This is a genomic window from Streptomyces sp. NPDC059499 (assembly GCF_042749285.1).
Classification (GTDB): domain Bacteria; phylum Actinomycetota; class Actinomycetes; order Streptomycetales; family Streptomycetaceae; genus Streptomyces.
Genome location: NZ_JBHYTT010000011.1, coordinates 213,483 through 225,817, shown reverse-complemented (window position 1 = coordinate 225,817; position 12,335 = coordinate 213,483). Strand labels below are relative to the sequence as shown.

General features: G+C 71.4%; 15 protein-coding genes. 6 read left to right on the top strand and 9 right to left on the bottom strand.

Translation table 11 applies throughout. The features are described from left to right. Positions 1-57 precede the first annotated feature (57 nt). The 4 genes from ACFW9O_RS24910 (at position 58) to ACFW9O_RS24895 (ending at position 2,725) form a co-directional block, all read left to right on the top strand. Positions 58-981 (top strand): N-acetylmuramoyl-L-alanine amidase, encoded by a 924-nt coding sequence (locus ACFW9O_RS24910; RefSeq protein ID WP_384612213.1) that lies wholly within the window; start codon positions 58-60, stop codon positions 979-981. A 2-nt stretch (positions 982-983) separates the two neighbouring features. Continuing rightward, positions 984-1,283: a hypothetical protein gene (locus tag ACFW9O_RS24905; RefSeq protein WP_384612211.1), complete on the top strand. Its 300-nt coding sequence runs from the start codon at positions 984-986 to the stop codon at positions 1,281-1,283. 63 nt (positions 1,284-1,346) lie between these two features. Next, entirely contained in the window at positions 1,347-1,679 is a 333-nt protein-coding gene (locus ACFW9O_RS24900) for a hypothetical protein (protein WP_384612210.1), read from the top strand. A gap of 833 nt (positions 1,680-2,512) precedes the next feature. Then, complete coding sequence (locus ACFW9O_RS24895; protein WP_384612209.1) at positions 2,513-2,725, top strand: hypothetical protein; 213 nt, start codon at positions 2,513-2,515, stop codon at positions 2,723-2,725. On the opposite strand, the gene ACFW9O_RS24890 is transcribed toward ACFW9O_RS24895, so the two are convergent. Then, complete coding sequence (locus ACFW9O_RS24890) at positions 2,722-3,762, bottom strand: helix-turn-helix domain-containing protein (RefSeq protein ID WP_384612207.1); 1,041 nt, start codon at positions 3,760-3,762, stop codon at positions 2,722-2,724. The genes ACFW9O_RS24895 and ACFW9O_RS24890 overlap by 4 nt on opposite strands. Positions 3,763-4,268: 506 nt before the next feature. Here ACFW9O_RS24890 and ACFW9O_RS24885 point away from each other — a divergent pair. Next, positions 4,269-4,694: a hypothetical protein gene (locus tag ACFW9O_RS24885; protein WP_384612206.1), complete on the top strand. Its 426-nt coding sequence runs from the start codon at positions 4,269-4,271 to the stop codon at positions 4,692-4,694. A gap of 44 nt (positions 4,695-4,738) precedes the next feature. On the opposite strand, the gene ACFW9O_RS24880 is transcribed toward ACFW9O_RS24885, so the two are convergent. From ACFW9O_RS24880 to ACFW9O_RS24860, 5 genes are all read right to left on the bottom strand, one after another. Further along, complete coding sequence (locus tag ACFW9O_RS24880; protein ID WP_384612205.1) at positions 4,739-4,972, bottom strand: helix-turn-helix domain-containing protein; 234 nt, start codon at positions 4,970-4,972, stop codon at positions 4,739-4,741. Between the two features lie 566 nt (positions 4,973-5,538). Continuing rightward, on the bottom strand, positions 5,539-6,420 hold the full coding sequence (locus tag ACFW9O_RS24875) for an NAD(P)H-binding protein (protein WP_384612203.1): 882 nt from the start codon (positions 6,418-6,420) through the stop codon (positions 5,539-5,541). Then, on the bottom strand, positions 6,417-6,770 hold the full coding sequence (locus ACFW9O_RS24870) for a DUF952 domain-containing protein (RefSeq protein WP_384612201.1): 354 nt from the start codon (positions 6,768-6,770) through the stop codon (positions 6,417-6,419). The genes ACFW9O_RS24875 and ACFW9O_RS24870 overlap by 4 nt, the downstream gene beginning before the upstream one ends. Positions 6,771-6,779: 9 nt before the next feature. Beyond that, positions 6,780-7,784 (bottom strand): NAD-dependent epimerase/dehydratase family protein, encoded by a 1,005-nt coding sequence (locus ACFW9O_RS24865; RefSeq protein WP_384612199.1) that lies wholly within the window; start codon positions 7,782-7,784, stop codon positions 6,780-6,782. A 75-nt stretch (positions 7,785-7,859) separates the two neighbouring features. Continuing rightward, positions 7,860-8,813: a LysR family transcriptional regulator gene (locus ACFW9O_RS24860; RefSeq protein WP_384612197.1), complete on the bottom strand. Its 954-nt coding sequence runs from the start codon at positions 8,811-8,813 to the stop codon at positions 7,860-7,862. A 256-nt stretch (positions 8,814-9,069) separates the two neighbouring features. On the opposite strand from ACFW9O_RS24860, the gene snpA reads away from it, so the two are divergent. After that, a complete protein-coding gene (gene snpA, locus ACFW9O_RS24855; RefSeq protein ID WP_384612195.1) occupies positions 9,070-9,747 on the top strand; it encodes a snapalysin in 678 nt (225 codons plus the stop codon). A gap of 66 nt (positions 9,748-9,813) precedes the next feature. Here snpA and ACFW9O_RS24850 read toward each other — a convergent pair whose 3' ends face one another. The 3 genes from ACFW9O_RS24850 to ACFW9O_RS24840 all read right to left on the bottom strand — a co-directional run bounded on the left by ACFW9O_RS24850 (position 9,814) and on the right by ACFW9O_RS24840 (position 12,295). Beyond that, entirely contained in the window at positions 9,814-10,482 is a 669-nt protein-coding gene (locus ACFW9O_RS24850; protein ID WP_384612193.1) for a DUF6304 family protein, read from the bottom strand. 78 nt (positions 10,483-10,560) lie between these two features. Further along, on the bottom strand, positions 10,561-11,157 hold the full coding sequence (locus tag ACFW9O_RS24845) for a GNAT family N-acetyltransferase (protein ID WP_384612191.1): 597 nt from the start codon (positions 11,155-11,157) through the stop codon (positions 10,561-10,563). A gap of 94 nt (positions 11,158-11,251) precedes the next feature. Then, positions 11,252-12,295 carry a family 2 encapsulin nanocompartment cargo protein polyprenyl transferase gene (locus ACFW9O_RS24840; RefSeq protein ID WP_384612346.1) on the bottom strand — a complete coding sequence of 348 codons (1,044 nt, stop codon included), beginning with the start codon at positions 12,293-12,295 and terminating at the stop codon, positions 11,252-11,254. Positions 12,296-12,335: the final 40 nt, after the last annotated feature.

The window sequence follows — 12,335 nt, the reverse complement described above, 5'->3', positions numbered from 1 at the left end:
TACTGAACCGCCCCTGCCCCGCGCCCGCCGGGGCCTTTCGCATGTCTGGAGGCCGACATGGCCACACCACCGTCTGCTGCCGCATTCCTCAAGGCCCTGCAGGACGAGGGGCTCATCGTCGTCCAGGTCGGCGACTGGGCCACGCACAACCGCAACCACAAGGGCCCGTGGGGACCGGTCCACGGGGTGATGATCCACCACACCGTGACCAAGGGCACCGCCGCCACGGTGGCCCTGTGCCGTACTGGGCACAGCGACCTGCCCGGCCCGCTGTGCCACGGCGTCATCGCCAAGGACGGCCGGGTGCACCTGGTCGGCTACGGCCGCACCAACCATGCCGGCCTCGGCGACGACGACGTCCTCCAGGCCGTCATCGACGAGCAGGACCTGCCGCCCGACAACGAGGCCAACACCGACGGCAACCGCGCCTTCTACGGGTTCGAGTGCGAGAACCTCGGCGACGGCGAGGACCCATGGCCCGCCGTGCAGCTCGAGGCGATCGAGAAAGCCGCGGCCGCTGTCTGCCGGATGCACGGCTGGGACGGCGCATCGGTGGTCGGCCACCTCGAGTGGCAGCCCGGCAAAGTCGACCCGCGCGGTTTCACCATGGCCTCGATGCGGGCCCGGGTCGACGAGCGCCTCGAGCGCCTGGACGACACCGAGCCCACGCCGGTCCCGCCCAAGACGCCGGTCACCCCGGCCAAGCCCAAGCCGCAGGCGCCGGCCTTTCCCGGCCGCGCCGCCTTCCGCCTGGGCGCCCGGAACAAGCACGCGCTGCAGCTGCAGGAGTGGCTGCAGGCAGGCCGGTGGGGACCGCGGTACACCGTCGGCCCGTCGATGCTCATGACGGCCAAGGACCTCGAGAAGGTGCGCGCCCTGCAGCGGCACTACCTGTCCAAGCTCGGCCCCGCCGACGGCGACGTCGGCCCACTCACCTGGAAGTACGCATACGAGGTCGCCCACGGCCTCAGAAAGAAGTGATCATGACTGGACTGTTCATCTCCATAATGCGCACCCTCGTGCCCCTGGTCGCCGGATGGGTGATCAGCCTCGCCCTATGGGCAGGGATCGACGTCGACTCGCAGCAGGTCGTGACAGCCGTGACGGTGCTCCTGGCCGTCGCCTACTACGCCCTGTTCCGAGTCCTCGAGCTCCTCGGCCAGCGCGCCCGCGGCGACCTCCTGCAGAGGCTGGCGGGATTCGCCCTCGGCTGGGCGCGGCCGCCGGCGTACGTGGCCGACGACCCGATGGCGACGACGTACCGCGGACCGGTGGGCACCTGACCGCCTTAGCCCTCGGGGAGCTCGGCCGGGGCGTGACTGCCCCATGCACAGGAGGTACAGCACGTGGACGCTGCGACGCTCGCCGCCGTCGGAACCATCGTCGTCGGGCTCGCCGCGGCCGCGGCCGCGCTGATCGGACAGCGCAGCAATGCGCGGGCATCGCATCAGGGTGCGGTGATGACCGGCTACGGCGGGCTGGTCGACAACCTGCAGGAGGAACGAGACACCCTGCGGACGGAGCGCGACGCCCTGCGGGCAGAGCTCACTGCGGCGTATGCCGAGCTCGCAGGGGAGCGCGCGAACAAGGCCGAGCTGCAGGCGCGAGTCGCGCAGCTGCAGGTAGACATCGCCGAACGTGACCGACAGATCGCCGCCCTGGGAGGGCCGACACAGTGACGACCCGCACCCAGCCCCGCCACGGCGCCCAGGGGATCCTGGCCAGGCGCTGGCGCTCTCTGGCTGTGACAGCAGTTCTTGCGATCCTCGCGGGGGCTATCGTCCTGGTCTGGCTGCGGATCGAGGCCGAGGCGGACCGCACGCTGCAGGTCGCGGCCGAGGCCGACCGCCGCGGCGACGCGGTATCGACCCTGGCAGGTGACGTACGGGTCCTGCGCGCCCAAATTCAGGCGCGGGGCGGGACGCCGGCGGCGCCTGACCCGGCGGCAGCGATCGAGGATTTGCCGGACCGGGTGGAGGTGCCCGTACCGATACCAGGTCCGCCAGGTCCTCGAGGTGCCACCGGCCAGGCGGGCGAGACCGGGCCGCCCGGGCCTGCGGTTACCGGTGAGCCCGGGGCGACCGGCCCGGCCGGGCCCGCGGTGACCGGACCTGCAGGAGCCGACGGGAAGGACGGGGCCGACGGCAAGGACGGGGCGGACGGGGCCACCGGCCCTCGAGGACCTGCAGGACCGGAGTGCCCCGACGGGTACAGCCTGCAGCCGCCGCCGGGAGATCCGGACGGCCTCATGTGCCGGCGGACCAACGCACCGCCACCCACGTCCCCCGACCCCGTAACTCCCGGCCCCTCTACGGCCGCCCTCATACCCGAGCGGCGCCGTCCATGAACCGTGCCCCCTGCCCACCCCTCACCGGGGTGGGCAGGGGGCGCTTTTCGTGCGTCCGGGGTCCGCGCTGCAGGCGCGCCCGCTACTGTGGCCGAAGCGCCCTCCGCGGACCCGACTCCCCGGAGGGCCGCCCCATGTCTGCGCCCGCCGCTACGATCGGGCGCCATGAGCGAGTTGAAGATCCGATACAGCATCATTCCGCCCGGTGTCGGCCCGGACGATTACGAGTCGGCGGACCTCGAGCAGCGCGACGAGGTAGTGACCATCCCCGGCGAGGAACCCACCCTCGAGACCATCCACGCCACGCTCAAAGCACGGCTTGCCACCGGCTCCGGGGTGGCGATCCTGAAGATCCGGCGCCCCGGGGACGAGGACTAGACCCTGCGCTGAGCGTCCTCCAACCGCGCCTGGTAGTACGCGTGGTCACGTGGGTAGCCGGTCAACCCTGGCAGTGCCGCACGCATCCCGTCCGCTGCGGCCTGCCAGTCCCGGCACGCGTACGCCGCGTCCGCCGACTGCAGCATCGCCCGGGTCGGGTTGAGCCAGTACAGCCAGCCCGGCCGGTCCGACTCCTCGGGTACCTGCAGCGCAAGTTCCAGGGCCTCGTCCGCCAGGCGCCGCGCCCGCTCCCGCTCGCTCAGCGCGGCCGCCGCGGCGGCCGCCTGGTGCGCGGCCACCGACGCGGCCGCCGGGGACAGGCCGACCGTCAGCCGTGCAGCCTCAGCGGTACGCAGCGCCCGCACCGGGTCACCGTGCCGTAGGGAGTAGTACGAGCGGATGCGGTGCACCCACGACGCCATGTCAGTGTGGCCGCCGTCGACAGCCCACCCGTGCGCCACATCGATCCATGCGAGCGCCGGCCCCGTGCGCTGCTCCTGCCAGGCCACCCACGACAACCAGTGCGCGTGCTCTGCGGCGAGGAGCATCAGCCGATCGGCGGCCGGTCCGGTCGTCCCGGGAATGAGCAGGGTGACGGCATCGAGCTGCGAGCGGACCACCGGCCACAGGTCAAGGCCGCCGATCTCGTCCTCGGCCCGCCGGTGCTGCGCGAGGACCTCGCCGATCCAGTCAGCCGTTCGCAGGTCGGTGCGCCCAGTGACGTGCCCGTGCGCGATCCGCTCCCGTAGCTCTACGGGCGGTGCCCAGTCGTCAAGGTCCGGGCGGCGAGCAGCCATGGTGAGCTCTGGGGGCACGCGTAATCCTTCGGTGATGCGGGCGCGCACCTCGGCTGATGTCACCTGCCTGCGGCCCGACTCGATCGCGGAAATGTGAGGCTGCGGCATGCCCACGTACGGCTCGAGGTCGCGCTGCGATAAGCCCGCGGCCCGGCGGTATTCGCGCAGGATGGCAGCCCAGTCTTGTCTCGCCCATGCTGCGCGCAGGGCGACGTCTGCCCAGAGTCCCCGACTACTCATGCCGGGACGATACGCCCGCCTGATACAGCCTGTGTATCGGATCGGGCGGATGTCCTCCGGACGATGGTGCTCCCAGCCGAGTCGGGTCGGAGAGAGGTCACGATGGCAGGCACACCAGCCCCCGCACCACCGGACAGCGGGCAGGCCGCGTACATAGAGCTGCTCGAGCACACGCACCCGCATAGCGGATGTGCAGCATGTGCAAACGAGTCGGCCTGTCCGGAGCGTGCGCGCCTGTACAAGGTGTGGGAGGCGAGGCGCTGATGGCTATCTCCATTCCCTACATCACGCTTCGCGAGGGAGAGGAGCCCTGCAGCGTCGACTCCCTCCGGGCAACGTTCAGGCCCGACGGCCGGCACCGCATCGGTTATTGGGACCAGACCGACGACGACTCAGGCCCCGGCGGCGAGTTGTGGGGACGGTGCTCCCAGCAGATCGGACGTGACGGCAGACCCACGGGGCAGCCTGTGTGGAGCCTCGTCCACCCGTCTCGCCAGCGTGAGTGCATGGCGATGTTCCGGTGCCAGGTCTGCGTGGGCCCCACCAAGATTGCCGGGGGCTATCTGTTCCTCGAGAGCAGGGCAGGCCAGCCGTCTGCGGCAGGCGAGCCGGTGCTCAGCGCCCAGCCCCCCGTCTGTCTGGCTCACGCGCTCGAGGCCACCCAGCACTGCGCGCACCTGTCCAGGCACGGGCACCGGGCGCTGCTCGTCCGGCGGGCACCCATATACGGCGTCATCGGCACGCCGTACCAGTGGGGTGCCTCAGGGTGGCGTGTGCTGGACGGTGACGACACGCCGGTGCCGTACGGCAGCCCAGACCTGCAAGTCCTGCTGGCCTCGCAGCTGGTGCGGCAGTTACGGGACTACAGCGTCGTCGACCTGGCAGAGCTCAGCGATGGTGGCGCCAAGGCGCCGTCCCTCATCGCCACCTGACACCCGCCTGCGGCTGCCCCGCCGCCGATCGGCCGCAGGCGGGCCTACTCCCGGACGAGGTCGGCGAGCGTGATGCCGAGCGCCTCCGCCATCAGGAGCAGATCGCTGTACCGCGGGTCGCTGGTGCCGCGCTCGATGCGCTGCAGTGTGCGCCGGTCGATACCGGTCATCTCCGCGAAAGCTTCCTGTGTGGCGGGCAGGCCTGTGCGCAGGACCCGGATGCGTTCCCCCAGGTCCCGACGTCGTTCGTAGATCCGTTCCGGGAGGTCTCGGGGCACTCGACAAAACTCTGACCTGCATGATCTCGTGTCAGCGTCAGCCGTGACGCTTTTTGAGACACCCCCCTTACGGCCGTCCGTTCGCCGAGCACCCCCGGCGGGCGGGCGGTCTTTCTGCGTCCGCGCCCAATCGGCTGGGAGACGTGGGAGACAGGATGGGAGATGATCATGCAGCGTCGTTGCATCACGCTGCGAGATACTGCTAGATAGCGCGAGATACCATCAGCGCTACCTTGCAGGTCAGCGACATACATGCAGGTGGAGCGGTCGCCAGCATGGGAGCCCTATGGAACGACAAGATCTTCTGGGAGACCAAGAAGGCTTGATCTGCGGTCTTCGGATCCGCAGGGCCGATCTGTCCGCACCCGGTACGCGCGGCTTCCCGACGGGAGGCCCTGCGTACCGGGTGCGGGCGTTTCCGCGACGCGTCGGGGCTGCCGTCGGTGAGCCCTTGACCCGCGTAGTCCTCGGCGGTGCACAGAAGCTGGACCCGTCCCGCTGCGTCCCGTCCCGCTGCGTCCCGTCCTGTCCGCCTTCCTGCCTGTCCGCCTTCCTACCTGTCCGCGTCAGGCTCCCGGGAGGAGGTGGCGGTAACTGTCCGGGTTCTCCCGGAGGTAGGTGGCCAGGTTCTTCGCCGGGTGCCCCGTGAGGGTGGGGACGGCATCCGAGAGCGCGGCCATCTCACCGGCCGCGATGGCCTCGTACGAGGTGACCCAGCCGGCCACTTCCCAGTCCTCGGCCCCGTAGTGCGCACGGGAGGCGTAGGCCTCCTCCCTGGTCTCGGGGACGTAGCGGATCGTCCGTCCCGTGCAGCGGCTCAGCTCGTGGGCCGCCTCGGCGAGGGTGAATGCCTCCGGACCTGTGAGGTCGTACGTCGCGCCGTCGTGGCCGACGCCCTCGTCCAGCAGGACGGCTGACGCCGCGTCCGCGATGTCCTCGTGCGCCACGGCCGACACCCGGCCCTCTCCGGCCGGACCGCGCAGGATCCCGTCGGCGCCCGTCATCGCGGGGAGCCCCGCCAGGTACCAGCTGTCGCGCAGGAAGGTGTACCGCACTCCGGTCATCCGGATGTGCGCCTCGGTGTGCCAGTGGTCGCGCCCGAAGGTGAACGTCGCGTCAGGTGCGGCGGCGAGGAAGGACACGTACACGATGCGCTCGACCCCCACGGCCACGGCCGCGTCGACGGCGGTGATGTGCTGGCCCACCCGGTCGGGGCTCTCGTGGGCGGAGACGAGGAACAGAGTGTGCGCACCGTCGAGCGCGCGGCGCATGGCCTCCCCGTCACCGTAGGGGGCGGGCGGCGCGAGGTCCGCTCCGGGCAGCCGGGGCAGCCGTGCCGGATCGCGTCCGAGGAGCCGTACGGGGCCGCCGGTACGGGCGAGCCGTCCGGCGACCCGGCCGCCCACCGCCCCGCTCGCCCCGGTCACCGCCACGAGGGGGCCGATCACAGCGCCTCACCCTCCTTCTGCGCCGTCTCATGGGTCCACGGGCGCACCTCCACGACCGCGTTCACCGGGAGCGGGCCGTAGATGTGCGGGAACTCCTCGCCGCCGGGCTTCATGGCCTCGTAGCGCACGGGGACTTGGAGCCGGTCCGGGTCGATGACCAGCACCACCAGGTCCCGGTCGCCGGAGCCGTACAGCATCCGGGCGACACCGGGGAGCTGGTGCGGCAGCGAGCAGTGGATGAAACCCTCTTCGCGCAGGGTGCGGCCGCGGGTGGACATCTCGTACGTCCCGGTCCCTCGTGCCGCTTGCCACAGGGGCTCTTCGGCGAGGTGCAGCAAGTGTTCGGTCATCGGGCCACGCTAAGGGGTGTCGGTTGCCTCCAGAAGCTTCGCCTCGGTCCGCGCGTCGAGGCCGACAGGAGGCCTGTCCGGCCGCTGCGGGGCCTTGCCGCCCCGCTCGCGCATCCACTGCCAGGTGTCGGCCACCGTGTCGCCCACGGGTCTGCACCGCAGCCCGGCGGCATGGGCCTTGGCGACGTCGCCCCGGTGCAAGGAGTCGTAGAGCTCGCCGGCGGGCAGCCAGACCGGCAAGTCGCTCCAGGGTTCGACTCCTGCCGCGAGGAGCACCTCCGGGTCGGTCCAGCGCAGGTCGGCTCGCGAGCCGGTGACCCGGACACAGGTGTCGAGCAGCTCGCCCATGGTGGTGTGACCGGGGTGGCTGACCGTGTTGTACGCGCCGCCCAGACCGGCCGCCGCGGCGTCCAGGATCCAGCTCGCCAGGTCGCGGGCGTCGATGTACTGGAGTGCGGCGTCCCGTGGCCCCGGGGTGACGACGGGGCCGCCGCGGGCCGTCCGCTCGAGCCACCACGGCAGCCGGCCCACGTTCTCGCCGGGCCCGAGGATCAGGCCGGCCCGGGCCAGCAGCGCCCGGTCACCGAAGACGTCGAGCGCCGCCAGTTCACCGCCGCGCTTGGCCAGGGCGTACGGGACGTCCGCGCCCGCATCGGGAGAGGCGCCGGCGACCAGCGGGCCGTCCTCGGGCAGCCCGGCCGGGGTGGGGTATGCGTACACGGAACGGCTGGAGACGTAGGTGTAGTGCCCGGTCCGGCCGGCCAGCAGACGGGCCGCGTCCCGTACGGCGGAAGGGGCGCCGCTCCAGGTGTCGACGGTCAGGTCCCACGTTCCTTCGGCCAGTGAGGCGAGGCCGTCCCCGCCCGCCGTACGGTCACCGGTCAGTACCCGCACACCCGGCGGTGCCGCGTGGTGGCCGCGGTGGAACACCGTGACCTGCCAGCCGCGGGTGAGCGCCGCGTCGGTGACGGCACGGCCGACGAATTCGGTGCCGCCCAGCATCAGGATCTTCATGGGATGACCTTGCCCGTCGTGGCCTCTGCGGGAAACGGTGCCTCGCTGTCGGCAGAACGGGGAACTCTCCGCGGTTCAGGGCGTATGCGCGAGAGGGCTGCGGTTGCGCAGCAGCCACTGGTGGTAGCCCGCCGCCCGCCGGGCCGCTTCGCGGTACGCCGCTTCCAGCTCCCCGTACACCACGTCCGTGTCGGCACCCGTCCGGGAGACCAGCATCAGCCGCACCGCGAGCGGGTCGCCGCGCAGGGGGCGGATCGCCATGTCGTCGCGCGGGCCCGAGGTGGGCTGGCAGGGAGCGACCGCTTCGCCGAGTACGACCAGGGAGGCCGCCGTGAGGTAGTCCCCGTGCAGGACGGGCGGGTCGAGGCCGGCGGCACCGAGCACCCTGCGTACGCCGTCCCACTCGCCGTCCACCGACGGGTCGACCATCCAGCGGTCGGCTGCCAGATCGCCGAGGTCCACCACGGGGCTGCCCGCCGCGGGATGGTCGCGCGACAGCGAGATGAACTGTGGTTCCCGGTCCAGGAGTACACGCCGGTCCAGGCCCTCCGGAACGTCCAGCGGGAAGCCCTCCACCTCGTGCACGAACGCGACGTCGAGCCGGCCCGCCGCGACCGTGCGCAGCAGCGTCCGGGCGGAGACGTCGACGCGCAGCGAGATGTCCGTGCCGGGCAGCCGCACCCGCAGTCTGCGCAGCCAGCCGCCGATGACCCTGCTCGCGGTGGATCCGATGCGGAGCCGGGGGCCTTCCGCGCGGGCCGCCTCGGCCTCCGCCAGGGCGGCTCCGACCAGCGATGTCATTCCGTCGACCAGGGGGCGTGCCCTGCTGAGGACGGCGCGTCCGAGCAAGGTCGGCCGGCAGCCGGTCCGTTCACGCCGGAAGAGCTCCGCCCCCAGCGACTTCTCGATCCGCTGCAGCTGGGTCGTCAGGGAGGGCTGGCTCACGCCGAGCCGGCGGGCCGCTTGGTGCAGGCTGCCCGTGTCGGCGATGGCGCAGAGCGCCTTGAGGTGTCTCACCTCGAGCTCCATGGCGAGGAGCGTATGGCGGTCCGCACGGGCCGCACCAGACTGCTCAACCCCACTAAACAGCCTCAATTCAGGGAGTGTTGGGGCGCCGTGAATGTGCGGTTGCTGTGCTGGTGCTGTGGGGGCGATAGGGCGGCGTTATCGCCGGTTGACATCATCCGCTGCCGCCCGGCCGCGCAACACACTCTCTCCGTACCCCCCACCCGTTCCCTGTCCGGTCCGCCGGACAGGGTTCATCGGACAGGTAGGAGAACCCCCCATGAGACACCCCAGGACAGTCATCATGTCGGCCGTGGCCGGTCTCGGCCTCACCCTCGCCGCCGCCCTGGGCGCCACGCCCGCGGTCGCCACGCCGGCTCCTGTCGCTCCCTCCACCTCCGTGACGGCCGCTCAGGCCGGCTACGCCGCGTACGCCGGATCCAGCGAGAACGCCGCAGCGAACAAGGCCTTCTTCGACGCCGTCATGAAGTCGGTCGCCGAGAAGCGCGCCGCCAAGCCGGGCGCGCAGGCTGTCACCGTGATCTACAACGCCGCCAACGCCCCGAGCTTCCGCAGCCAGATAGCGAGCAGCACGAGCATCTGGAACAGCTCGGTCGCCAACGTCAGGCTGCAGGAGGGTTCCAACGCCGACTTCAGCTACTACGAGGGCAATGACTCACGGGGCTCGTACGCGAGCACCGACGGGCACGGCAGCGGCTACATCTTCCTCGACTACGCCCAGAACCAGCAGTACAACTCGACCCGCGTCACCGCCCACGAGACCGGGCACGTGCTCGGGCTGCCGGACCACTACACCGGCCCGTGCAGCGAGCTCATGTCCGGTGGTGGCCCCGGAACGTCCTGCACGAACGCCTACCCGAACGCGACCGAGCGCTCGCGGGTGAACACCCTGTGGCAGAACGGCCTCGCCGCGGCCCTCGCCCGTACCGCTTCCTGACACCGCCGTACCAGTGCCGTAGGGGCCGCTCCGGAGCGGCCCCTACGCGCATGCCGGACGTCGTCGTCAGGCAAGCTCCAGCGGGAAGGCACCACGGTGGCCGGTCCCCGCCCCTTCGGCCGGACGCGCCTCGAACTCCGGGCAGCTCCAGATCTCCTGGACCAGTCCCGTCCGCCTGTCCCACAGGTCGGCGACATCTCCGCCGCCTGCCGCGTCGCGGTAGGCGTCCTTCGCCCCGCGGAAGCAGGCGAGCCCGCCGGAAAGCCCGCGGACCGGTACGGGGAAGTAGTCCGAGAAGGCGCAGGCGATGCACGTCTGGAGACGGATACCGGGCGGCAGGATGCGCTGGATCGTCGCCAGGGCGGACGCGAAGTCGCTCTCTGCCCGGTTCGATTCGTACGCCGCACCGTCCAGATGGAGGGCGAGGTACAGATCCGGGTCTGCGCGGCGCAGCGACAGCAGGCAACTGAGCGTGACCTGGCGGACCGTGCCCGAGACGAGGACCGGAAGCGGCAGGTCCCACTCGAGGACGCAGTCGCTGAGCGAACCGTCCACCAGGTCGAACGCCCCGCTTTCGGGCGGCACCGCGGCCACGGGGCTCAGGCTGTCGAAGCTCTCGCCCCCGAATTCCGCACCCCTGACGCGGATCCGGAGTTGCTGCCCGTCCGTGGTGAGGATGACCGGCTCGGAACCGTGACGGTCCCGGTACCAGCCTGCCCACGACTCATCTGTCATGTGCAGGGACTGTAGTCCGTGTCCGGTGCCGCCACGGTGGCACCCTCCCCTTCTCCCTCGCCGCTGCCTGACCTCTGTTCAGACTGCGTACGGTTCACGCCACATGGGCCACATGGAGGGCCCGTCCGGGAGGTCCACGGTCTTGCCCATGAAGGTGAACCCGAGCCGCTCGTAGAGGCCTCGGCTGCGCTCGCTGCTCGCCTCCAGATAGGCCGGCACGCCCTCGCGGTCGCACCGCTCCAGCACCTCGGTGATGAGCGCTTCCCCGATCCCCTCCCCCTGGCGCTCCGGCGAGACGCCGATCATCAGCAGATACTCGTGGGCGCGGTCGTGCGGGTGGACGGCGCCCGTCAGCCTCCCGATCAGTTCGGCCCGTTCGTTGTCGGGATCCGCGGTCTCCCGCATGAGTGCGGGGGTGTCGTCGTCCCCCTCGGGTGCTCCCGCCGGTACCGGGAGCCAGAGGGCCACGGCCGTGCCGTCCTCCAGGATGTCGATCCGGCCGCCCGCGAGCGTGATGTCGGCGAAGACGCCGAGGAACTTCCCGTGCACCGCGCGCCGGTGCTCCTCGTCCGGAAAGACCCAGCTGCTCACCGGGTCGTCGTGGAACGCCTCGTCCAGGATCCGTACGACCTGGTCCCTGTCCCGCTCGTCCGCCTGCCGTATGCGTACACCCATGACCGGCCCCGCCCCTTCGTCCCCGATGTGATGGTCCCAACCGACCTTCGGGATCCTAGAGTTGTATCGGGGTGCCGGTCACGGAGGCCTCGGCTCAGTGCGTCCTGCGGGTGACGAACTCGGCCAGGGCGAGCAGGTCGCCGGCAGCGGCCGGGTCGGGCACCGCACGGGACAGATGGTGGACCGCCCGGGCCATCCGGTCCGCCGCGCACATCTGCGCCCAGTCCCGGCCGCCCGCCCGGTCCACTGCGCCGGCTGCCCTGCTCACCTCGTCCGGAGTGTTCATGGCTCCCCGGTAGAGCGCGGCCAGCTCGGCGGCAGCGGGCGTGCCCGAGGTGAGAGCGGCCACCACCGGCAGGGACTTCTTGTGGGCCGACAGATCCGCCCCGACCGGCTTGCCCGTGCGGTCCGTGTCCCCCCAGATTCCGATCAGGTCGTCGATGAGCTGGAAGGCCAGACCCGCCTCCCTCCCGAAGCCGTCCATGGCCCCCACCGCCCGCTCCCCGGCCCCCGCGTACAGGGCGCCGAGGGCACAGGCGCAGCCGAGCAGCGCACCCGTCTTGGCCGTGGCCATGGTGAGGACCTCGTCCAGCGTGACGTCGTCGGGGCTGCGCTTCTCCAGGGCGCAGTCGGCCTGTTGCCCTGCACAGAGTTCGATGATGCAGGTGGACAGCCGGGTCGAAGCACGTGCGGACGCCGGGTGCGGGTCGTCGGACAGGAGTCGCTGTGCGAGGGCGAGCATGGCGTCCCCGGTGATGACGGCGTCCGGCACTCCGAACACGGCCCATGCCGTGGGCCGGTGCCTGCGGGTGGCGTCCTCGTCGATCACGTCGTCGTGGAGCAGGGTGAAGTTGTGCGCCAGCTCCACCGCGACGGCGGCCCGTACCGCGTGGTCCGGATCGCCGCCCAGCGCGCGTGCGGCGGCCAGGACCAGTGCGGGCCTGATGGCCTTGCCGGCCAGCCCCGAGGCGGGGCTTCCGTCCGCGTTCTGCCAGCCGAAGTGGTACATCGCGACCCGGCGTATGCCTCCGGGCAGCGATTCCACGGCAGCTCGCAGATGCGGGTCGACCACGCCGCGGGTGCGCTCCAGGAGCGCGGCGGCCTCGTGCCCTTCCGTCGCGGCGTCCGTACTCGTCATGGTCACGGTCACTCCTTCCGGGTGCTTCGGAGCACCTCTG